At 24.1% G+C, this 21,222-nt stretch carries 34 protein-coding genes; 9 read left to right on the top strand and 25 right to left on the bottom strand.

The window, feature by feature from the left end; translation table 4 throughout:
• Positions 1-179 precede the first annotated feature (179 nt).
• The 6 genes from ACOBWH_RS02690 to ACOBWH_RS02665 all read left to right on the top strand — a co-directional run bounded on the left by ACOBWH_RS02690 (position 180) and on the right by ACOBWH_RS02665 (position 5,282).
• On the top strand, positions 180-641 hold the full coding sequence (locus ACOBWH_RS02690) for a hypothetical protein (RefSeq protein WP_424525653.1): 462 nt from the start codon (positions 180-182) through the stop codon (positions 639-641).
• A gap of 17 nt (positions 642-658) precedes the next feature.
• Positions 659-2,023 carry a hypothetical protein gene (locus ACOBWH_RS02685; protein ID WP_424526444.1) on the top strand — a complete coding sequence of 455 codons (1,365 nt, stop codon included), beginning with the start codon at positions 659-661 and terminating at the stop codon, positions 2,021-2,023.
• A 6-nt stretch (positions 2,024-2,029) separates the two neighbouring features.
• A complete protein-coding gene (locus ACOBWH_RS02680) occupies positions 2,030-2,968 on the top strand; it encodes a hypothetical protein (protein WP_424525862.1) in 939 nt (312 codons plus the stop codon).
• Entirely contained in the window at positions 2,958-4,241 is a 1,284-nt protein-coding gene (locus ACOBWH_RS02675; RefSeq protein ID WP_424526445.1) for a hypothetical protein, read from the top strand. The genes ACOBWH_RS02680 and ACOBWH_RS02675 overlap by 11 nt, the downstream gene beginning before the upstream one ends.
• Before the next feature lie 15 nt (positions 4,242-4,256).
• A complete protein-coding gene (locus tag ACOBWH_RS02670; protein WP_424525661.1) occupies positions 4,257-4,874 on the top strand; it encodes a hypothetical protein in 618 nt (205 codons plus the stop codon).
• A gap of 75 nt (positions 4,875-4,949) precedes the next feature.
• Positions 4,950-5,282, top strand: coding sequence for a hypothetical protein (locus tag ACOBWH_RS02665; protein WP_424525663.1), 333 nt, complete (start codon positions 4,950-4,952; stop codon positions 5,280-5,282).
• 36 nt (positions 5,283-5,318) lie between these two features.
• Here the strand turns inward: ACOBWH_RS02665 and ACOBWH_RS02660 are convergent, their stop codons facing one another.
• From ACOBWH_RS02660 to ACOBWH_RS02585, 16 genes are all read right to left on the bottom strand, one after another.
• On the bottom strand, positions 5,319-5,474 hold the full coding sequence (locus ACOBWH_RS02660) for a hypothetical protein (protein WP_424526446.1): 156 nt from the start codon (positions 5,472-5,474) through the stop codon (positions 5,319-5,321).
• A gap of 4 nt (positions 5,475-5,478) precedes the next feature.
• On the bottom strand, positions 5,479-5,667 hold the full coding sequence (locus ACOBWH_RS02655) for a hypothetical protein (RefSeq protein ID WP_424525667.1): 189 nt from the start codon (positions 5,665-5,667) through the stop codon (positions 5,479-5,481).
• Entirely contained in the window at positions 5,660-6,157 is a 498-nt protein-coding gene (locus ACOBWH_RS02650; RefSeq protein WP_424525669.1) for a Panacea domain-containing protein, read from the bottom strand. The genes ACOBWH_RS02655 and ACOBWH_RS02650 overlap by 8 nt, the downstream gene beginning before the upstream one ends.
• Positions 6,150-6,341: a hypothetical protein gene (locus tag ACOBWH_RS02645; RefSeq protein WP_424525671.1), complete on the bottom strand. Its 192-nt coding sequence runs from the start codon at positions 6,339-6,341 to the stop codon at positions 6,150-6,152. The genes ACOBWH_RS02650 and ACOBWH_RS02645 overlap by 8 nt, the downstream gene beginning before the upstream one ends.
• A 2-nt stretch (positions 6,342-6,343) precedes the next feature.
• Positions 6,344-6,820 carry a hypothetical protein gene (locus ACOBWH_RS02640; protein ID WP_424525673.1) on the bottom strand — a complete coding sequence of 159 codons (477 nt, stop codon included), beginning with the start codon at positions 6,818-6,820 and terminating at the stop codon, positions 6,344-6,346.
• Positions 6,805-7,719 carry a recombinase RecT gene (locus ACOBWH_RS02635; protein ID WP_424525675.1) on the bottom strand — a complete coding sequence of 305 codons (915 nt, stop codon included), beginning with the start codon at positions 7,717-7,719 and terminating at the stop codon, positions 6,805-6,807. The genes ACOBWH_RS02640 and ACOBWH_RS02635 overlap by 16 nt, the downstream gene beginning before the upstream one ends.
• A 3-nt stretch (positions 7,720-7,722) precedes the next feature.
• Positions 7,723-7,899, bottom strand: coding sequence for a hypothetical protein (locus ACOBWH_RS02630; RefSeq protein WP_424525677.1), 177 nt, complete (start codon positions 7,897-7,899; stop codon positions 7,723-7,725).
• A 2-nt stretch (positions 7,900-7,901) separates the two neighbouring features.
• Positions 7,902-8,690, bottom strand: coding sequence for a hypothetical protein (locus ACOBWH_RS02625; RefSeq protein ID WP_424525679.1), 789 nt, complete (start codon positions 8,688-8,690; stop codon positions 7,902-7,904).
• On the bottom strand, positions 8,690-8,845 hold the full coding sequence (locus ACOBWH_RS02620) for a hypothetical protein (protein ID WP_424525579.1): 156 nt from the start codon (positions 8,843-8,845) through the stop codon (positions 8,690-8,692). Before ACOBWH_RS02620 ends, ACOBWH_RS02625 begins: the two co-directional genes overlap by 1 nt.
• 28 nt (positions 8,846-8,873) lie before the next feature.
• Positions 8,874-9,065, bottom strand: coding sequence for a hypothetical protein (locus ACOBWH_RS02615; protein ID WP_424525577.1), 192 nt, complete (start codon positions 9,063-9,065; stop codon positions 8,874-8,876).
• A gap of 2 nt (positions 9,066-9,067) precedes the next feature.
• Positions 9,068-9,349 carry a hypothetical protein gene (locus tag ACOBWH_RS02610; RefSeq protein WP_424525681.1) on the bottom strand — a complete coding sequence of 94 codons (282 nt, stop codon included), beginning with the start codon at positions 9,347-9,349 and terminating at the stop codon, positions 9,068-9,070.
• Between the two features lies 1 nt (position 9,350).
• Complete coding sequence (locus ACOBWH_RS02605; RefSeq protein ID WP_424525683.1) at positions 9,351-9,593, bottom strand: hypothetical protein; 243 nt, start codon at positions 9,591-9,593, stop codon at positions 9,351-9,353.
• Between the two features lies 1 nt (position 9,594).
• A complete protein-coding gene (locus tag ACOBWH_RS02600) occupies positions 9,595-9,762 on the bottom strand; it encodes a hypothetical protein (protein WP_424525684.1) in 168 nt (55 codons plus the stop codon).
• Positions 9,741-9,965 carry a hypothetical protein gene (locus ACOBWH_RS02595; RefSeq protein WP_424525686.1) on the bottom strand — a complete coding sequence of 75 codons (225 nt, stop codon included), beginning with the start codon at positions 9,963-9,965 and terminating at the stop codon, positions 9,741-9,743. The genes ACOBWH_RS02600 and ACOBWH_RS02595 overlap by 22 nt, the downstream gene beginning before the upstream one ends.
• A gap of 12 nt (positions 9,966-9,977) precedes the next feature.
• On the bottom strand, positions 9,978-10,136 hold the full coding sequence (locus ACOBWH_RS02590) for a hypothetical protein (protein ID WP_424525688.1): 159 nt from the start codon (positions 10,134-10,136) through the stop codon (positions 9,978-9,980).
• Between the two features lie 392 nt (positions 10,137-10,528).
• Positions 10,529-10,765 carry a hypothetical protein gene (locus ACOBWH_RS02585; protein ID WP_424525690.1) on the bottom strand — a complete coding sequence of 79 codons (237 nt, stop codon included), beginning with the start codon at positions 10,763-10,765 and terminating at the stop codon, positions 10,529-10,531.
• 179 nt (positions 10,766-10,944) lie between these two features.
• Between ACOBWH_RS02585 and ACOBWH_RS02580 the strand changes: the two genes are divergently transcribed.
• Positions 10,945-13,068, top strand: a complete 2,124-nt coding sequence (locus tag ACOBWH_RS02580; protein ID WP_424526939.1) for a spiroplasma phage ORF1-like family protein — start codon at positions 10,945-10,947, stop codon at positions 13,066-13,068.
• Positions 13,069-13,088: 20 nt separating this feature from the next.
• On the opposite strand, the gene ACOBWH_RS02575 is transcribed toward ACOBWH_RS02580, so the two are convergent.
• Positions 13,089-13,544, bottom strand: coding sequence for a lipoprotein (locus ACOBWH_RS02575; protein ID WP_424526938.1), 456 nt, complete (start codon positions 13,542-13,544; stop codon positions 13,089-13,091).
• A gap of 139 nt (positions 13,545-13,683) precedes the next feature.
• Here ACOBWH_RS02575 and ACOBWH_RS02570 point away from each other — a divergent pair, with 139 nt between their 5' ends.
• On the top strand, positions 13,684-14,652 hold the full coding sequence (locus tag ACOBWH_RS02570; RefSeq protein WP_424526937.1) for an IS30 family transposase: 969 nt from the start codon (positions 13,684-13,686) through the stop codon (positions 14,650-14,652).
• Positions 14,653-14,945: 293 nt separating this feature from the next.
• Here the strand turns inward: ACOBWH_RS02570 and ACOBWH_RS02565 are convergent, their stop codons facing one another.
• The 4 genes from ACOBWH_RS02565 to ACOBWH_RS02550 form a co-directional block, all read right to left on the bottom strand.
• Complete coding sequence (locus ACOBWH_RS02565; protein WP_424526936.1) at positions 14,946-15,284, bottom strand: UTRA domain-containing protein; 339 nt, start codon at positions 15,282-15,284, stop codon at positions 14,946-14,948.
• A gap of 191 nt (positions 15,285-15,475) precedes the next feature.
• The gene (locus ACOBWH_RS02560; RefSeq protein ID WP_424526935.1) at positions 15,476-15,610 is read right to left on the bottom strand and encodes a hypothetical protein; all 135 of its coding nucleotides are present in this window, start codon (positions 15,608-15,610) and stop codon (positions 15,476-15,478) included.
• Positions 15,611-15,688: 78 nt separating this feature from the next.
• Positions 15,689-16,213, bottom strand: coding sequence for a ferritin (locus ACOBWH_RS02555; RefSeq protein WP_424526934.1), 525 nt, complete (start codon positions 16,211-16,213; stop codon positions 15,689-15,691).
• Between the two features lie 35 nt (positions 16,214-16,248).
• A complete protein-coding gene (locus tag ACOBWH_RS02550; protein ID WP_424526933.1) occupies positions 16,249-18,123 on the bottom strand; it encodes a prolipoprotein diacylglyceryl transferase in 1,875 nt (624 codons plus the stop codon).
• A gap of 159 nt (positions 18,124-18,282) precedes the next feature.
• On the opposite strand from ACOBWH_RS02550, the gene ACOBWH_RS02545 reads away from it, so the two are divergent.
• Positions 18,283-19,485 carry a DUF3137 domain-containing protein gene (locus tag ACOBWH_RS02545; protein WP_424526932.1) on the top strand — a complete coding sequence of 401 codons (1,203 nt, stop codon included), beginning with the start codon at positions 18,283-18,285 and terminating at the stop codon, positions 19,483-19,485.
• Here ACOBWH_RS02545 and ACOBWH_RS02540 read toward each other — a convergent pair.
• From ACOBWH_RS02540 to ACOBWH_RS02525, 4 genes are read right to left on the bottom strand one after another with little or no spacing between them, the layout of a single operon-like run.
• Positions 19,458-19,652, bottom strand: coding sequence for a hypothetical protein (locus ACOBWH_RS02540; protein ID WP_424526931.1), 195 nt, complete (start codon positions 19,650-19,652; stop codon positions 19,458-19,460). The two genes, ACOBWH_RS02545 and ACOBWH_RS02540, sit on opposite strands and share 28 nt — an antisense overlap.
• 37 nt (positions 19,653-19,689) lie before the next feature.
• On the bottom strand, positions 19,690-20,103 hold the full coding sequence (locus ACOBWH_RS02535; RefSeq protein ID WP_424527383.1) for an alpha-amylase family glycosyl hydrolase: 414 nt from the start codon (positions 20,101-20,103) through the stop codon (positions 19,690-19,692).
• A 19-nt stretch (positions 20,104-20,122) separates the two neighbouring features.
• Positions 20,123-20,353 carry an alpha-amylase family glycosyl hydrolase gene (locus ACOBWH_RS02530; protein ID WP_424526930.1) on the bottom strand — a complete coding sequence of 77 codons (231 nt, stop codon included), beginning with the start codon at positions 20,351-20,353 and terminating at the stop codon, positions 20,123-20,125.
• Complete coding sequence (locus ACOBWH_RS02525; RefSeq protein WP_424526929.1) at positions 20,307-21,098, bottom strand: alpha-amylase family glycosyl hydrolase; 792 nt, start codon at positions 21,096-21,098, stop codon at positions 20,307-20,309. The genes ACOBWH_RS02530 and ACOBWH_RS02525 overlap by 47 nt, the downstream gene beginning before the upstream one ends.
• Positions 21,099-21,222 lie beyond the last annotated feature (124 nt).

Raw genomic sequence — 21,222 nt, 5'->3', positions numbered from 1 at the left:
GAAATATATTAAGTTATAATATTTATATTAATAGTTGTATTACTAAAATAATAGTGTAAAATAAAGTTAACGGTTTATCCTTTTAACAAAAAAGTAATTTACGGTTTATGCTTTCCGCCTTAAAAAGACTTATGCTGACTTGTTATTCGGACAAGAATAAAAAAAGAGAGGTTTATAAAATGGCACTTACAAAAGAACAATTAATAGAACAAGGTTTAAGTGAAGAAATAGCAGATAATATTTTAAATGAATTTCATAATGAAACAAAACAAATTATTGAGGGAATACAAAAACGAAAAGATACTATTTCAAAAGAAGAGTATTTAAAAGTTGCTAATGAATTAGATGAGTTAAAAGCATTTAAAGGTGTTCCATCTACTAAAATTGAAGATATTAAAACTAATTTAGATAAAGTTAGTGGTAATTCTTTAACTGAAAAAATGCAAACTTTAAAAGAATTAAAACCTGATTTGTTTGTTGAAGAACAACAATCAATTTCACCAACTAATTTTATTAAAGATATGATTGAAAAATCAACTGAAAATAAAAATGATGAAATTGAAACTATTAAAGAAAAAGGAGCATATACTCCTGATGAAATTAAAAAAATAACTGATTATACACTTAAAAACCTTAGATAATAAGGGAGTGAAATATTATGGCAACAATTAATTTGCCACAAGTACCTTTTACATTAGAAGGTAATACAACAGATCAAAAAGCATATGTTGATATGGTTAATGCTTTATTGCGTGGACCTTTATATAATGAATATGCAAGTATTATGCAGTATGCTACTGCAACAGCTGAACAAGTTGCTTGATTACCTAATGCTGGTCAAGCATTATATAATTTAACTCATCGTGTAGTATGACAAGATGATTATTCATTACCAAATGGTGGAACAACTCAAACAATGGGATTAACAAGAATTCCAGTTCCTATTGATAAAAGATTTAATTTAAAATTAATGAATGAGGCTTTTGATTTAGCATTAATAGAACAAAATATTAAAAATGGTGTTATTGCTGATGCTATTTCTAGTGTTGTACAGAATAAATTTGTTAATTTAGAATGTGAATTAATTCAGGCTATTTATGATTATTGTTTAGCAGATGGTCAATATGAGGTAATTCCATTTCGTAGTTATACAGCTGAAAATGCTGATGATGCAAATAAAGCATTCTTTACATTAAATGAAACTTTGATTGAATTAACAAACCAAATTAGTAATTTATATTTTGGTTTGCCAACAGATAAAATGTTTATGGTTTTAGGGCGAAGAGCATATTTAGGATTAACACCTGCTTATTTAAAAGTAATTGGTTCACAAGCTCAATTAAAAGCAATGGTAAATGGTGAATTATATGAAAATACAGCAATGGGAATTCCTGTATCTAAAAGTTTTCATTTAGAAAAAACATATACAAAAGGACAAGTTAACCGAGATAAAGGTTATAATTTTAATAATGTAAATGGTTTAATTATTAATAAACAAGTATGAGCATATCCAATTAATATGGATACTATTCAACAAGTTTTAGATAATGATACTGCTAACCCTAAATGAATTGGTAAAGTTCAATATGCAACACCAACAATTTTATATCCAAAAACATGTAAAATTATTTTAGAAAAACAACCAACACAAGATGAAATTAATACTGCTAAAAGTAATCTAAATAAAACATTTAGAGTTCCAATTGATTATGTAATTCCAGCAGCAAGTAAAATAGATATTAGTAAAATTAATAAAATTGATGAACCAAATATAAAAGTAAAAAATCCGAACAGTGTTACGCAACAAGAATTAACACCACAATTTAAAGATGTTGTTTTAAAAGCAGTTAAAACCGTAGATATTTCTTTAACTGAAAGTGATTTTGATTACTTTATTGAAAGTAAAGGTGAAGATTGACCAATTAATATTACAAATGATAAAACTGTTGCCGTTCAAATTGAAGGTAAAAATAACGCCACTGGTCAAACAAACCCTATTGATGTTGTAATTAAAAATTCTTAATAAACAATGAATTTACTAATATTACGCGTTTTAACTTTATTAGTATCTAATTTAGAAAATAAACCTTTAATAAGTAAATTTGTAAATTTAATTAATAGAGTTAATCAAGTTAAAAATAAAGTATTAAAGCCAATTAATTATATTACTGATAAATATAATAAAATTACAAATAAAATTGAAGATATTTATCAGTGATTAAATCCATTTACTTATTTAGATTTAATTAAAAAAGGTCATAAAAAAGAAATACAACAAATATTAAGTCAATTAGAAAAAGATAATAATATTCAAAATAGAGAACAATTTAAAAATGAAAATTATCTAAATACTAATTGACAACCTTTAAATAGTAGTTGACTTGATAGCGGTATGTTTAATATTACAAATAAGTTAACTTTAACAGGTAATTTAACTATTTTAATATATACAAAAACAGCAAAAAATCCGAAATTTTATGGTCCATATGTTTATCCTAGTGTTCCAGTTGAAATTTGAAAATTATTAAGTAATGCTGTATCTAACGCTGGAACATTATTTTGAAGATATTGATTAAGAAAATGATTACCTAGTCATTTAAGAGATTATATTAAAAAACGATTACCACAAGCATTAAAAGAAAAATACCCCAAAGGAACTACTAAATTAACATTACCAACAGTTCAAAAATTACAACAAATTAAAAACTTTATTAATAATTTAAAAATTGGACATTTTAATTTTAATTTTGCTGGTGAAATTAATAATAAAAAATGGTATCGTGAACGCCGAAGTGATGTTAAAAACATTAAGAATTTATATAAAACACCAGTTAATAATAAATTTTATCAGGTTAATAAATCTATTAAAACAATTAAGAAAACAAGAACAAGAGTTAATAGTTATAAGCCAAGTAATTTAAAAAATAAATATCGTAATCAATTAAGGGGTGTTTTATATGGAAAATAATTTAAGTAATTTGTTATTTATAACAGTTGAAGATGTGAAAGAAAGTAAACTTTGACAACCTATTAATGATAGAAAACAATCTGCTTATAATGATAATTTAATTTATAATGCTATTTTAAAAACTAGTTTATGAATGGATAGATTATCAGGTGGAACAATTTCCGATAAAATAAATAAAAAAGATTTATTTCCCTGAGTAAAAAAAGATAATACTGGTTTAATTGAATATGATAAATGATTAAGTTATATTCAATCTGCTTGTTTATTAGCAGTTATGAATTGATATTTACCAAAAGGAGTCAATGATTTAACTGGTAGTGCATCTTTTTCACAAGGTGGTGTCGCATATTCACAAACTAATGACCCAGAAGCAAATGAAAATATTACTCGTGATGTTAAAAATGCTTTAAAATTAGCAGGTGAAATAATTGATATTATATCTAGTAAAACAGTATCTAGACCTTATAATTATAGTTTAGATAATTATGCTCATCCATGAGAAGAAGAATATAAACATATTAGTAAAAAAACTTTTTATCCAACATTATTATTTTGATTAAAAGAACGATTACAAACTAATAATTCAATTAATATAACTTATCCAACTATTAATGATTTTAGTAAGATTGATTATAACGAATATATTAAATTAATAGTTCCATTTGATAATGATACAATTTATAATGAAAATGGAGTTTGAAAAGCAAAAAAAGGTGGCGATGTTCCATCAGATGTTATTAAAAATAGTGATTTAGATAAAAATTATATTGATAAGCAAAATGGTAAATATATTGTAAAAACATCACAAGATATTAATACTAAACAAGATAAAATCCAAAATGGCGTTGGTATTAGTATTAGTAATGATAATCATATTAATTTTAATTTAGGTCGTACTTTAACAATGGGAGAAAATAATACAATTGAAGTAAAAGATTATACTCCAACGCAACATCATTATTGAGAAGTTGTAGATACTAGTGATTTTATATCAGAAAGCACAAGTTATATTTTTAATAAATATGATAGCAATTATGAATATAAAATATCAGTATATGGATTAGGAAACGATAACATATCAGGAATGTTAAGTTTTTATCCAATTAATGATAATATTAATTATTATAATAATTGTATTGCTATTTGAAATCAAGATAATTTATATACTATTTCATTTAAAGTATCTGATAAAAAAATAAGAGTTTATAAAAAAAATATAATATATGAAAAAATAAAAAATATTGTAATTATGCGTAAGAAAAAAATAAGTTAGAAAGGAGTTTAATTAATGAAACAAGATAAAACAACTTGATTAAAGGGTGCATTACCGTGAAATTGATTTAAAAAAGACCCTATTCCGACTTATAATTGAACTCATAAAGATATTAGAGAATGAGAAAGAAAATATAAAATTCGTAGTTGAGTAGTTAGTTTTTATACATTAATATTTTTAGTATTAAATTGTTGATTAGAATATGGAATGATTAATGCAATTAAAGATAATATTAATTGGTATAATTATGGTCAATATTGAGGTAATGGCATTGCTATTTTATTAACACCTTTATTTACACACGGAATTCAGGGTATATTTGTTGCTAGTAGTAAACCCAAAGTAGATATGAAAATTGATATACCACGATTAAAAATATCCAAAATGGGATTAGTATTTACAATATTACCTTTAATTACTTTAATAATTTCTTTAATTATTATTTGAATTGATAAATCAAAATGAAAAAAAGACCATTTAAGACATTGTTTAGATTGTCGAATTAATCCGCGTGTTATTCAACCACGAATAGCAAAAGCATGAAATAAATTAGATGGTATAACAGAAGATATATTTAAAAATATACAGAATGAAAACATTAAAAAACAAAAACAAGAATTAAATATAAATTAAGATAAACTATATAGGGGCGGTTGATATTTTGGGTGGTTATATAGTTTAATTTATAAATTATTTTGTTCTGAAAGGATGGATGGCCACTGTTTGAGTAAGGATAAGAAAGGAATTAAAAAAATGAATGAAACATTAATGATTACTTTACTTGTGTTAGCAGGTGCTGGTGGAATGGGTAGTCTTGGTATTCTTGGATTATCTGCTAAAAAAATTAAAAAATATAAAGCAGAAATTAGAGAATTAAGAACTGCTGTTATTGCACACGAAAAACATTTACGAGGACCTGAATATGCAACAGAATTAGCATTAAAAACAGGTCAAATTAAAAATGTTAAAAAACAAGTTAAAGTAAACGACAAAAAACAAGCACAAAAAGATGCTATTAGACAACTAACAAATAGTATTTAAAAAAATAACCAATTAAGGTTATTTTTTATTTGTTTTCTAAAAGTTATCTTCTATCATACGCATTATTATTCTGATTCCAAATTGATTTGGATTTCTCTTTATTTGTTCTTTACAAAATTCAAAAGCATAATTTTTCTTTCTAATTCTTCTGTTTTCATCTTTACAATTTTGACACTTACAATTTCCACACATTTATTTAACCTCCTTTTTTATTTTCTAATATAACTAAATTCTTTTCCCCATATGTTTTTTTATAATATTCTCAGTATTCAGTTGAATTAATATTTATATCTTCAATATCTGATCCAGTAATATAATTACCTAATGGTGTTTTACAAGGCCTATTACCTTGTAAGGTTTTATAACATAATATATAGTTATTCATTATCATTGTTGCCTTTTGTAAATTCTTGAATATCTTTAAATAATAATTTATTTTTTGATATATCGTGTGGCCCTAAATTTTTTCTTGCTTTTATTCATGGTAATGAATAACGAGTTTTTTCTACTAATTCTATTGATGACATATTTATGTATTTTTTTATATTTTCATTAATAAAATTTTTCACTTTTTCATCTGTTAAGTATTGTATTTTTTCTATTTCTAAATATTTATCAGTATAACTTTCTATTTCAATAAAATTATATCCATTATATCTTATATGGTTAAAAATTTTTCTTATAACTGGACCATAAATCCATGCTTCAAATTCATCATCAAATAATTTTTCATCATATTGTTTTAAATAATCTAAATATAAAAAATATAAAATTTTTTGTAATTTAACAGGTTCTTTAATATTATATTTTTCAACTAAATACTTTGTGATAGAAAAAATAATATCGTTGTTAATTTTATATTTTACTTTATTCATTATCATTTCCTCCTTTATTATTTATAATATAATAATTAATAAAATGCTGTATTTTTTGATTATTAGTATATAATTCAGGTAATTCATTTCATACTTTTTCTTGGTTTTCATTTAAGTAAACATTAACATTACGAATTAATTTAGAATAATATTTTCCTGTTTTTTGATTATATGATTGTTTCATAATTAACCCTCATAATTAGCAATAATAATTGCATCGCGGAGATGATTACTTATTTTTTCATTATTATAGAATCAACCTTTACCATATTCATAAGTTAAATTAACATCTTTTTCAAATTCTCATAAACAATTATCATTATATTTACTTAAATTTTCCATATTTTTAACAACTGATTTAGTATGTTTTGGTGATACTCAATTAATACTATTTCAAAATTGTTTTTCAACAACACCTAATAATCTTAATAAATCATCGCGGTCTTTTGAACCATTAGCATTTGTATATAAGCAATTTTCAATATTTATAATTTCATTTTGATATAGATATTCTCAAATAATTTCAATAATATAAATAGCATGACATTTTCAATCTTTATTATCAAACAATTCTTTTCTAATAAGTTTATTATCTTCAAAAATAGCAATAGCGGTAGTACCAGTTCCTGATGGGTCAATACCAATTTTTATCAAGTTGCTCATTCTTCATCATTGTTATTAACTGCTGGTACTACATTTGATATATCTTCTTCTTTAACTACATTATCGTTTGTGTCCGCTATTTCTGTATAAGATGTGGTATTTATATTATTTGATACAGGTTCAACGCTCATCTGCCCCTGATTTTTGGCGACAGTAATATCATTATCAATATAAATCTTTTCATCATTAGTCGTAATAACGGCTTGATCTGATTTATATGCTTGTTGTAATTCAACAGACATAATACCTCATTTTCTTAATAAACTAGTTAATACTGTTTTTAATGCCATTTCATCAAAACTAGCAATATAAAATGATTTATTTTTAGCATAAGTTTTAGAGTATTTCATAAAATGATTTTCCATTTGTTCTTTTGTCATATATAAAGTTTTTTCAAAACCATTAACCATTTTAAAATATGCTACATAACCTATAATTGATAATTTTTCTCTTTCATCTTCATCTTGTATTCAATTAAAAGTAGTACCTTTTAAACGATCATAATTTACTAATTCACCATTTCTGACATCAGATACTGACATATCTAAATATTGACCACTTCTTTGTGCTAATTGAATATAACCTTTATAACCCATTTGAAATTGTGCTTGATTAACTCATTCTTGGATTTCACGACCATTAATAATTCTTGTTATTTTAGTATTATATGGAACGACATAAGCATAACCAAATTGCTTTTCCATAGGTAAATTTAATAAAACACCTTGATAACAAGCAGTCATAATTGTTGCAGGACTTGCTTTTTGTAATAAATCATTGCTGTTAGAAATAGCTACTAAATTACTTTTAAATCTAGCAATTTCACTTTCATTAGAAAATTTACTTTTAATTCATTGAGTTGTTTTTTCTTCTTTTAAAAAATCAATCATATTTGCCATATTTTAATCCTCCTTAATTATTTCTTTTAATTGGGTAATAATATTTATAAAACTTTTATATCAACCACCAAAATCCATATCTTTTGTTGTTTCTGCATCTTCGTAATAATCAATCTCATTTTTTAAAGTATCTATATCATCAATAATATTTTTTATTTCTCTTTTAGTATCTTCTAACATATTTATTTTTCTCCTTTATTTATTTTAAAATTAATACCTTTAACTCCAATAGTATTTACATCGGCATTACTATCTCATTGGTCTTTAATTTCATTTTTAACAATTTTTTCATCAATAATTAAATAATTTTTAATTAAATTAATAAGTTCTAATTTATCTGCATTTTGTAAAAAATCATCATTAATACCAATTAATTCAATATCTTTTACTAATAATTTTTCTTTAATTATATTAATACCAACTTTTTTTAATTGTTTTGGATCAAGTGATTTATCAATTTCTTCAATTTTTTCCATTACACGAACTTGTTCATCTTGAATTTGGTCTATGTCTACACCCATATCAACAGTTAAATTATTTGCTTTTTCAATTAATTCTTGCTTTTTTAATTCTTGTTCTTTTAAAAACTCTTGTTGTTTTTGTTTGCGAGCTTGTGTCAAATTATTATTAATTTCAACTCTGTATCTTTCAATATAATTTCTATAATTAGTAATTATTTTGCCAATTCTATTATGTTCATCTAATAATTTTTGAATAGGTTCTAATCATTCTTTAAAAACAAAATTATTTTTAGTAATAGCACTTGGAATATCTTTTAAATGAACATCTTGATAACCATTTAATGCATAATGATTAATATGTCTAAAAATATACTCAGTTAATTCTTGTTTATTTTCTTCTTTAATTTTTTGAATATTATACGCTAAAAGACTTGCATTTTTAAAATCATCTCCTTTTAAAGGAAATTGAAATGTAATATTATTTACTATATTTTTAACTACATCACTCATTATTTATCATCTCCAATCAATTTTTTTAAATCATTAATTACAACTTTTAACATTTTTCGATGAGTTGGACAAAAAATATAATTTTCATTATAACTTAGATATAATCCATCTTTTGAATGTTTCTTAATTCAATCTTTACTAGCATATTTACTCATTTTTTAATCATCCTTTCTAAAATAAGTATTAATCTTCATTTACAATATAATTATTTTTGGGTTTATCAAAATATAAATGAGTAAGATTATCAATTTCTTCAGGTGTTAATTTTTTCTTTTCAACTTCAATTTCATAACGATCCATAATTGCTAAACCATAATCTTTATAACAATCTGGATAATTATCAAACATTTCATTTAATAAATCTTTTAAATTCATAATTATTTATCTCCTTTACAAATTTCACTTAGTCTTTTTCTTCTTTCACAATCTTTACAAATTTCATTTTCTTCTCAATATTTACGATTATTATCATAATCTTTAATTAACTGTTTAAATTCATCAATATTATATTTATCAAGATGTAATTCTTTAAAATTTAATGACCAATCTCCTTCAACAAAATAATGACCAACTTTAACATCATATTTAAAATCATCTTCATCTTCGTTAGCTTTATATTTATTTAAAAATTCATTAATACTAATATTATTTTTTTCCATATTATTCATCTCCTTTACCAAATAATTCATTGTATTTTTTAGGGTCCATAATTTTTAATTTTTCTATATTAGAATATAATTCTGAAGTATTTTCCTTTACTATAAGTTCTAATTTTTTAATCAATTCTTCACTATTTTTAAGAATATTTGCTTTTATAAATTCTCTTAATATATCTAATAAAGTATCTACTTGATATTCTTCTAATGTCATTTCATAATCTCTAATTTTAATTTTTTCTTTCATATTATTCAACTCCTTCTCATTGAATGCTTTCTAAATCAATAATTGTTGTTAATCATTCTTGTTTATTTTCAACATTAGCAGTAATTTTCGCTTCTTCTAATGTATAAAAGCAGTTTGTTATTAAATCACCATATTTACTTTTCATTACTAATAAATATCTTTTATTCATAATTTATTCCTCCTAACAATTTTCAATCTTAATAAATTATTTAACTCGCTTGTATTTTTAAAATTAAAATATAATTCTGATAATGTTAATATGTCAATAGAATTATCTTTTCAATAACACTTATATTTTTTATCTTTACATTTATTTCAATTAACACTAATAAAAGTTAATCAAGCGTTTTTATAATTAATTTCTCAATTCATATATTTTTCCTCTTAATTCTTTCTGCCTAATGCTCAATGTTCATCAGTCATTTCTTCAAATGAAACTGGATAACTTTTAAGCATTAATTGATTTAATTTATTTTCTTGATTACATTTTGAGCAATAACCTCAATATCTTTGTTTAAGACAAATTTTATTTAACTTTTTCATATAAACCTCCTATAATCTTGGTAAATGTTGGTAAATCAACTACAATGTTCTACAATTTGTAGTTGTTTGTATAGTTGGTACGCCAGACATATATGTCTTCCTTCTTCCGTGCCCATTTGTGCTTTCGCTCTGGGATTTGACGCTCAGTTTTTGAAATTAAATTTACTTGCACCCATATGAAGGACCGAATGCTAAACGCAAATTTAATTGTTTAAGTCACTATCTCTTTTTTTATTGTCGTTTGATATTAGCCTTGGACTTATCACGACTATCGCTTAGTTATAAAAACCAGCGCCGATTTACATTTTTCCTCATACACTATTTCAGTACTTGCCTCGGCAGGCTGTGGAATAAAAACACTTAGTTATTAAAAATAACCGTCCCACACTGCATTAAGTTGTTTTATAAAATTTAAGTTTTAAAAACCCAGTTTCTCAATCAAAGATAATTTTTGAATTTTCTAATTTTTGATAAAATTGTTTTTGTGTTTTATCTTTTACTTTATTCAATAAATCTTTATGTTTTTCACAAGTTCATAAAACTTTATTTGATAAAAATTCTTCGGTAATGAATGATATTACTTTATAGCAATCATTAACATCACATATTTTTTGTTGTTTAATTATCATTACCTCCTTTTAGGAGTTGTTTTATTTCAAATAAAAAAACAACCCTAACAAGAGTTGTTTTTTTGGAGCTTCATCGTACATTATACATATTTTAGTAATTCATTATTTTTATGGTTATCTATTTAATCAAATTATCAAATTAATAAAAGAAAATAAAAAAGAAAAGGTGGTAAAGAATAATGCGTAAGTCATTATCTTTATTTGCCATATTTATTTTAGGTATTTTAGGTTTAATTATTCCTTTTATTACTTTAACAGCGTTTAAACCATTAAATCAGCAAAATTATACTGTTAATCAACAAACAACGGGAATGAATGAAACTGACTTTATTAATACTATGTTTTTACGCAGTAGTTTCTTTGAAAATTGGTCAGAAACAAATTACTTTATTAACTCCACTTTAAAAACATCACAATCATTAACTTATAATGATAAGTGATATTTAGATTTTCTAAAAGATAGTTATTCAACGGGAATTTCATTTGATAAGCCGAGTGATGAATTTATGGATTTATATAAAAATTGAGATACTTATATTAAACAGTATAATATTGATAAATTTTATGACATTGATAGAAAACAATTTTTAAAAGAATTAATAAATTTTTCTTATTCTTTTGCAAAGTATTTTAATACTGTTGAAGTTATTAATAAATTAGAAAAAAGTGTTGATAATTTACAACAAGTTAATTTAAAGTTTCAAAATTGAAAATTAGATAATAATCCAAATTTTATTAATTATAAAGTTGATAATAAATGATATATTGCAATTTTTAAAAATTATACAAAAGATTGATATATTGTTAATTTTTTAAATGATAGTAGAAATGATAAAATTTTAGGTGAATTTTGTTTTTATGATACTTGTCAAAATCTTTATTTATCTAGTCTTAGAGAATTTTTTAAACGGGGTGATGTAAAAACAGTTTATCAATGAAATGGTATTAATAATCCAAATACGCCAGAAATCAACAAAGATACTGGTAAAGTAATTTTTTATACTGACAATGAATATCAAAATGTTCGTTCTTTTTTATTAAAGTATATTGATTTAATTATTCAAGAAAATATTAGAGTTCAACAAGGTGGAAATCCAAACTATGATGATCCAAATTTGGGTAGTGAAAGAATAATTTTTGATTTTGAAATTATTAATAATTTGGATAAGTCTAGTACTGGTACTATTTTAACTAAAAAATCAATTTATCGGATGATTTTAACGATTGATGAACATAAAAATATTGTTGCTGGGAGTTTAGAACTAACACATTTTAAACAATATTGGAATGGATATGATTATAATAGTTATCGGTATACTGATGATTTAGGGTTTTTATTTTCTTTTATGAAAGATAAAGAAAATATATTTAATTTTAGTGCTGAAACATATAATTATTATCAGGGTAATACTCCTAATACTGGTAAGTGGGTTTTTGAGCAGATGAAAGGTCAAATTGATATTAGTAAATTTTTAAAAGCATTTTTTGCTCATGCATTAGTACCTGTGTTTCAAAATCGTAGTAATTTTATTGAAAGTGGTTATATTGATAATTTACAATATGATACTGTTTTAATTAATTTTTTTGGTTTAAAGTTAGTTAATTTTAGAAATGTATTAATTGATGAAAATAATACTTATGTGCAAGGTTATAATAAAAAATATGGTTTATTAGCGAATAATGGTTTTAAAATTTATCCGCGTTATTTTTATTTTTCTGATAAATATAAGCAATTAGATATTAAATTATATTCTGCCTTCAAAAATCGGTTTTATAATACTAACTATGGTAATGTATTTAATTATGATTTTTCAGTTTCAAATGGTTATAATATTAATCAAAATGAGGGTTATGTTTTTGAAGGTGCTTTAAAAGATAAATATGGTTTAAAATATAAAAAGATTGAAGAACAAAAAATCGGTTATAATGTTTTTGAATTGCAAGCACAAAAAGAAAATGATATCTATCGTTATTATGATTTTAATTTTGGTATTTATAATTGACAAGAAATAAATAACGGTGGATTATTTCCGGATGGGCAATGATGACAAGCACAATATGAAAGTTGTAGTTGATATAATTTAGCGTGTCATATTCGAAATGCTGCAATTTGAATTGTCAATAATATTCCTGGGGTAAAACAAGTAAATGAATTAGCAAGTGGTGTTGGTAAGATTTTTCAAACAATATATAGTTTTTTCAGTCAGACATTCGAGGTATGAAAATTTAGTCCAGCATTATACAATACAATAACAAATATATTTCTATTAATTATTTTTATGAAATTTGTAAGATTAATATAAAAGGAACTTTGTAGTTCCTTTTATTCTTTTCAATTGGTAATTTTACCTGTATCTTTATCAATTATTAGTATTGTTGGTTCATTATTTTCATCTCATTGATAAACTGTTTTTACATCACCCCGTTTAAAAAATTCTCTAAGACTAGATAAATAAAGATTTTGACAAGTATCATAAAAACAAAATTCACCTAAAATTTTATCATTTCTACTATCATTTAAAAAATTAACAATATATCAATCTTTTGTATAATTTTTAAAAATTGCAATATATCATTTATTATCAACTTTATAATTAATAAAATTTGGATTATTATCTAATTTTCAATTACTATTTTCTGGCGGTTGTTGTGGATTTCAAGGTTTTGGTTTATTACCCCCTCCGTTTTCATTGTTATTTGGTTTTTCACAACTAATTAATGTTGTTGTACTTGTTGCTGTTAATCCGATTGTTCCTAAAATGCTAACTCATTTTTTCATATTTTACTTCTCCTTTATATATTTTACTTCTCCTTTATTAAAATTACTTGAATGCTATAATTAATTATATTATATATCAATAATGTATTAAATAATTTTAATATTAAATTTATAAATTAATGAAAGGTATATAAATGTTATGTATAGTCATTTAAGTTTTATTAATAAGGTTAAATTGGAAAAATTATTATTATCCAAATTATTTTTAAAAAAGAATGGTGAAATAAATATTTCACAAATTGCTAAATGTTTGAACAGACATCGTAGTACTATTTTACGAGAAATTAAGCGTTTTAAAACTATTGATGAATATAGTGCTTATAAGTCAGATAAAATGTATTATGAGAAAAGAAAAAAGAATAATAAAAGATATAAGTTTACAGAAAAACAATTAAATTTTATTAATATAAGATTTAATGTTTATCGTGATTCTCCATCACAACTTATCCATCGTTATTTTTTAAAGTTTGGTATTAAATTTCCTGTTTGTGTTAAAACATTGTATAAATGAATTTATTTAGGTTTTTATGGTTTTTTAAAACAGAATTTACGTTATCATGGTAAAAAATATAAAACAAAAGGAAAATTTGATAATCGTGGTAAATTAACTAATTTTAAATCAATATGAGATATTGAAAATAAAAAAATTAATGCTGGTTGATTTGAAATGGATACAGTAGTTGGTAAAGACCATCAATCTAGTAATTTAGTTTTAGTAGAACAATTAAGTAAAAATTACTTTGTAATGAAATTAAAAAATCATACTGCTAATGAAGTTGTAGAAAAGTTTAAAGATATTGTTATAAGTAATAATTTAATTGGGAAAATTAAAGGAATAATAACCGATAGAGGAAAAGAATTTAGTAAATGAAGAGAATTAGAAATATTTGCTGAAACACAAGTTTATTTTTGCGATCCGGGTTCACCACAGCAAAAACCACTAATTGAATATATGAATTCTGAACTTAGAGAATGATATCCTAAGGGAACTGATTTTAATAATGTTAGTCAACAAAAAATAAATTGAGTAGTTAATGTTATAAATGATAAATTAAGGCCTATTTTAAATTGAAGAACATCAAAAGAGGTATTTTTAGAGAATTTTTAAATAAATTTATTACTTAACTTAATAAATTATTTTTTAGTATGGCTAAGTGTGCTTAAAATAAAGTAAAAATTATAAATATTTTAATTTTTGAAAATTTATAATTGATTTTTTATGATTTTTATTATATTATTTGATTAATAAGATTTGTTGCATTTCATTTTACATGATTCCATTTCATAAAATAGTTTTCCTTTTGCCTTAAATTTTCTGACTTTGCCATTCTTTATTTCTCCTTTCTATTTTAATTTTATTTACCAAAAAAAAAAAAAAAAACTTGTTACGACAAGTTCTTACTAAAAATAATTTACTTTATAAAATTCAAATAATTCTGGTTGGTATGTTTTTTTACTACATTCAACAACTTCATGATATTCTGAAAAAGTAATTGAATAATTTTTAGGCAAATATGTTTTAAAACTTAACTGCAAAAACTTTTCATCATAAGCATTAGGCAATTCTAAGCGTAAACATTTAAGGTTATTGATTAGCGTAATATTCTTTGAATGGATATAAGATAATAAACTATCTTCACAATCTTTAAAGTTAAGGTTTTTTAAAATTGTTTTATTAACTCAAATAATGGAATATTTCTTAATCCTATCATTTTGATAACGAACTTTAATTAAACTCATAAAATCATTATCCAAACATTGATATGTATCAAGAAAATATTGATCAAGCGGAATATTAACAACATATAATTTATTAACTGCATTGTCATATTTTTTTTGAAAATGATAATTCCGTACTTCAAAAAACTCGATTCAAAGTAAAATAACCTTTCCCTTGCAAACTATAAATCATATTTTTTCCAATTAACTTTTTAAATGTATCACGAACAAGTTGTCCGACTAACTTGATATTGTTTCATCAGCATTGCTTCTGATGGTAATCTCAACCCTGGTTTGCCTTTACTTATCATTGTTTTTAAAATTGTCTCTAATTCTTTACTTCCCATAGTATTAATTTTAAATTGAAAATCAATAAAAAAATGCTTTTTCTTTTAAAATTTTTGATTTTAAAAGAAAAAGCACTATTATGCATGTGGACTAAATGGATCAATAACTGTTAAAGTATCTGGTTCCTCTTTTGCACCCATTTTATGATCAATATTATAGTAAGTATTGTTTGACATTTTAATTCAATCAACAATGTCTTTTATCTCTGCTAATTCTTCATAAAAATCAATCACAAATCAATCATAAAATTTATAGGTTACTAAATCCCCAACTTCTTGAGCATGATGTGCTAATTTATTGGTTAAATCAGCGAAATATGCCCGTTTTGTTTGATAGATTTCCATTAGTTCTGTAATATTTTTAATATCATGATATTCTTCAACAATATTTTTTACTTCATAATGACCATCACGTTCTGATACAAAGTTCATAATTCGACGTTGATGTAAAACTTCATCTTGTGCTTGAACTTGAAAATAATGACTAAAACCAGGAAAACCTAATTTTTCGGCCACTGAACTTAAATTATAACAAAAAAATTGCATTTTAAGGTGTTCATTAATATATTGTTGTAAGTCTTTTTCAATATCTTTTTTTAACATAAGTTCCCCCTCTTCCTACTATTATTGTACACTCTTTATTGTCAGTTTAATTTAAAACAAACTTTTTTATTAAAATAATAAAATTGGTTTGCTTTAAATTTAAATTTTGATACTTCAATTTTTTTAACAATAGGGCTAATTTTTAATTCATCAAAATTAATTAATTCATTAAGATTAAGGTTAAAAATAGTTGTTTTCTTTTCATTAATATTTGGATAAAAATTATTTCAGATTGCTTTAATTTGTGCTGCTGTTTCATCACGATGAATAAAATCATTTAATAATGTTCCAAATTGCTGACTTGATAATGTTAAATATTGATTATTATTTGGTTTTGTTAGGTCTAACGTTACTTGTCTTAAGATTTTACTTAAATCAACTTTATATGTTTGATTAACAACCAAATCATCAATAAATTTATTACTTGCTGTTGGCAATGCCACAATTTTAAAACTATAATTAGTAATTTCATTATTAGTTAAAACTTGATCATTGGTTTTAAAATATTTTAATTCAAAATATTTATCAAAAGATTCATCTTGATAACCTAAGAATTCCATTACTTTTGTCTTAATAATTATTGGTAATTTATCAACATAATTATCTTCACCAATAACAATATTATTAGCTAAATATTTATCAAATTTTCAAGTTTGTAAACTCTCAAAATCAACATATTCTTTTTCATAAATAAAACCATTCTTACGAAATTTTCGTGGTGCTCCTCATTGTGCATAAATTGCCAATACTAATCCCAATACTGCAATTAAAATTAAAACCGCATAATCTAATGCTCGATAATTTTTAATAAATAATGTTGAAACATCATCACGTTGCGTTTCAAGAACAAAACGAATTAAATTTCATAAAAAAAAATAGAAACCAGTTTGAACTCCACTACGTGTTATTGAATAACGCCCAGGATTATTTAATTTTGTTAATTCTGCACTATCATTATGCCACCATTTTTTAAAACGATTACCTAGTTCTAATTTGGTTTTAACAAATGATACTTTCGGCATCTCATCTAATTGTTTTTGGCTTGGTACATAATTAAAATATGCTTTATCTCAGACTTCTTTTCATGTCATTTTATCTTTTTTAAGATATTTCCGGTTAAAGAAATGAATAAAATTATATTTTAAATCAAAAGGATATTCTTTTGAGTCTTTTTTCCATGGTTTTTTGCCAAATAACTGTCCAGCAAAAGGAATAAAAAAAGTAATAAATAATCATGCTAAAAAGTTAAAGAACGATTCATATAAGAAAATTGGTTGACGAAAGACAATTTCTCCGCCACTTGTTTCTGGTGATAATCCAGATCCAGCTCATTGTCATAAGTTATCACGAATAAATGCTGGTAGTCAACGTAATGAATCATACGAAGTAACACTTCCTAATAATTCATGGTTAAAGAAATTACCTCAACGTCCTAATACTTGTCCCAATAAAATATTTGGAATAATAGCATCAGTATAAACTCAAAGTGAAACCTTTGATTTTCTCCCCACAATGCCAAACACAATTAAACCAGTAATGGTTCCAAACAGAACACCACCATGAATACTCATTCCTGCTTTTCAAAACGCAAATAATGACCAAAATGGCACCGCTCCTGGTTCTGTTACCCATGGATTGTTAACATCATTATTAACTTTTCCAAAAAAACTAGCACCAAATAATGAAAAAGGAATAATAACAAAAACTGATCAAATTAGAGGTTCAATCGGAATCTTCTTAATTTTTAACCGAATAAAACAGGCTAAAACAGATAAAATCATTCCCGTAGTAATAAATACAGCATACATATGAACTCAGCCACCATATGTTGCTAAAATGTCGTGCGGCGTATTAGTAGGCGTAAATCAATCCGGAGATGGTGGCCCACTTGTTAATAAAATATTACTCATTTAATTTTTCACTCCTTAATTAATAATTGCTAATAATTAATGCATAACAATTATACACCAAATTATGATAAAAAAGTTCACTTATTTTTACAACATAATTGTAATTCCTTGCTTTTTAAATTATAATTTATACAAATTAATATAAACCCAGAAAGCGAAGTGAAGTTAAAAATGAATACCACTGCGTTATCAGAAACAGCAGTTAATAAAATTAAAACTCTTCATCAAGAACATCTTCAACAACACTATAAAAAAATTACTAATTTTTGACGAAAATCAGTTATAATTGATGTTATTTTTAGTATCTTAATTACAATTTTAGGAACAGGTTTATTAGTGGGAATTATTCTTAATGTTATTAATATTAGCAATAATAAATTACAATTTTATCTTATCTATGTTGCCTTACCATTATTAGTAATAACAATTATTATTTATGTTTTAATTAAAGCTGGTGCTGTTAGTATTAGTCTTTTTCTTAATCGATTAGATTATAATGCATATTACCAAATTGCAATTGAAGATCTTTGAAAAGATGAAATTACCCTTGATGAAGTAAGCAATAACTTTAAAATTATTCCTGAACCAAACTTTACTAGTTTTAGCAAAGATCTAAAGAAAAATAATCTTTTACAACAAAGTTTAATTCGAGTAAGTAGCTTAGAAGAGAAGCTAGATAATAAAGTTATTAATGGTACAACAAAAAATAACACCTTTTCATTGGGTGTTATTACTGTTCAAAAAACAATGGTCTTCTTAAAAACATTAATTTTTTGTCTTCTTATTGGCCTAATTATTTTAGCTAGTCTTTCTAATAGTAAAGGCAAAGATTCAAAAACATCAAATAGCATTGCAAATGGTATTAATATGACTTACTTATTATTATGAATTGAAATGAAGCGTTCAGAAAACTACTTTTTCTTTACGGCCACATTACCAAAAAACTTCGAAATTGAAGCAAATATTGTTCCCCATCAAAATAAATTTAAAAAGTTTATTTTAAATAACAAAGAAATCCAACTAGAAGGAACGGAATTCCCTAATTTATTTGATACTAATACAACTGATCCAGTTGAACTACGAAAAATTTTAACACCAAAAGTAATGGCTAATTTAATTGACAATAGTAATAAATATCAAGAAGTTTTATCAATGTCCTTTGTTAATAATAAATTTACTTTACTGCTTGATAAATATTATTATAGTAAAAAAGCACATCATCAAGATCAAATTTGAAAACCCATTATTGCAAAAAACAAAAATATTCAAAATTGTATTGATGATTTAATTGCTAAGATTGAATTAGATTTAAGTCATTTGAGAAAGGGATTAGATTATTTAACTGGTTTTGATATTAAATAATCAAAAATTATTACTTGATATGGCTTAAGTTTTTCATCAATAGTTTGATAATTATTATAAATAATTTTAAAATTAGTTAACTTATTATCAAACATAATTTCTTGATTCGACAAATTAATAATTACTAAAAATTTTTGGTCCTGATAAGAGCGATAAAAACTTAACACAACAGGATTAATATCAAGAAAATCAATTTAGCCATAACTAAAGGCTAAATTTTTTTTGCGTAATTGAATTAAAAATTGATTGCGGACTATGATAATCTTTTTCCCAATTAACTCTTAAATAATTTGTATTTACATTAATTCATGGCTGATGAGAACTGAAACCACTAAACTGCTTATTATTTCATTGCATTGGAGTTTGGGCATTATCACGTGAACGAGCACTAAGAATTTTTAAAATTGCTGACACTTCATAGCCTTTTTGTTTTAAAATTTGGTAATAATTAATTGACTCAACATCCTTAAGTTGGCTAATATTTTGATAATCATTATTTTCCATTCCAAATTCTTCTCCTTGATAAAGATATGGTGTTCCTCTTAACATCAGGACAACAGCGGCTAAAGCAGTTGCCGATTCAAAACGATAATTTTGTGAGTCACCAAAGCGAGATAAAGCCCGTGGTTGATCATAATTATTTAAAAAAGTTGCTAACCAACAACCAACCGTCTTCTGCTTGAACTAACTGTTGTCATTCTTTAATGTTTGCTACTAATTTTGCAGGGTCATAAGGTGCTAATGCTCACTTCTCATTATTTAAATAATCAATTTTTAAATGATGGAAGGTAAAGGCTATATTTAATTCTTGTGATGTTGATTTAGTGTACAAAATAGCTTGCTCAATTGAAGTTGACGATAAATTCACCAACTGTGATAACATTTTCTTTCATATGGTATGTCTTTTGCCCCATTTCTTGCAAATACTTGTGAACTTGTGGCAAATCAGTATAATATTTTCGTCCATCACCAGTTAAATCATCAACAAATGTTGATGGTTTTCCAATTAAATTGATAACAGCAAAACGTAATCCTTGCACCCCTTTTTGTAATCAATAATTAATAATTTCATAAATATCTTGACGTAATTTATCATCACGTCAGTTTAAATCAATCTGAGTTTTATCAAACAAGTGTAAATAAAACTTTTTTAATCCATCATGATATTCTCGAACTGAACCACCAAACTTACTCTGCCAATTATTTGGTGGAATTGTTTTATCCCCTGATAAAAAGAAAAAACGGTCTTGATATTCTTTATTCCCTGCAAGTACTTTTTGAAATCATTCATGTTCAATTGAACAATGATTAAAAATCATATCCATCATAAGATAAATATTTCTTTTTTTTGCTTCACTAATTAATCTTTCAAAATCATTCATCGTTCCAAACAAAGGATTTATTTTTTTATAATCAGCAACATCATAACCATTATCTTTTTGCGGTGAAAAATAAATTGGGTTTAACCATAAATAATTAACACCTAACATTGCTAAATAATCTAGCTTTTGAATAATACCTGAAATATCACCAACACCATCATTGTTACTATCATAAAAAGATTGTGGATGAATTTCATACACAAACGCTTCTTGAAAATTAATTTTATCCATTATGTGCTCCTTTACTATTTAAGTTATTTATTCACTAATATTTTCCGCTATTTTTGGTTGGTTTTTAAAATTAAGTAAACTTTTTCCTTTAATGCTTAATAATTCATTTCGTAATTTTGCAAAA

The organism is Spiroplasma endosymbiont of Glossina fuscipes fuscipes, from assembly GCF_049669535.1.
Lineage (GTDB): Bacteria > Bacillota_I > Bacilli_A > Mycoplasmatales > Mycoplasmataceae > Spiroplasma.
This window is presented reverse-complemented; position numbering and strand designations above follow the sequence as displayed.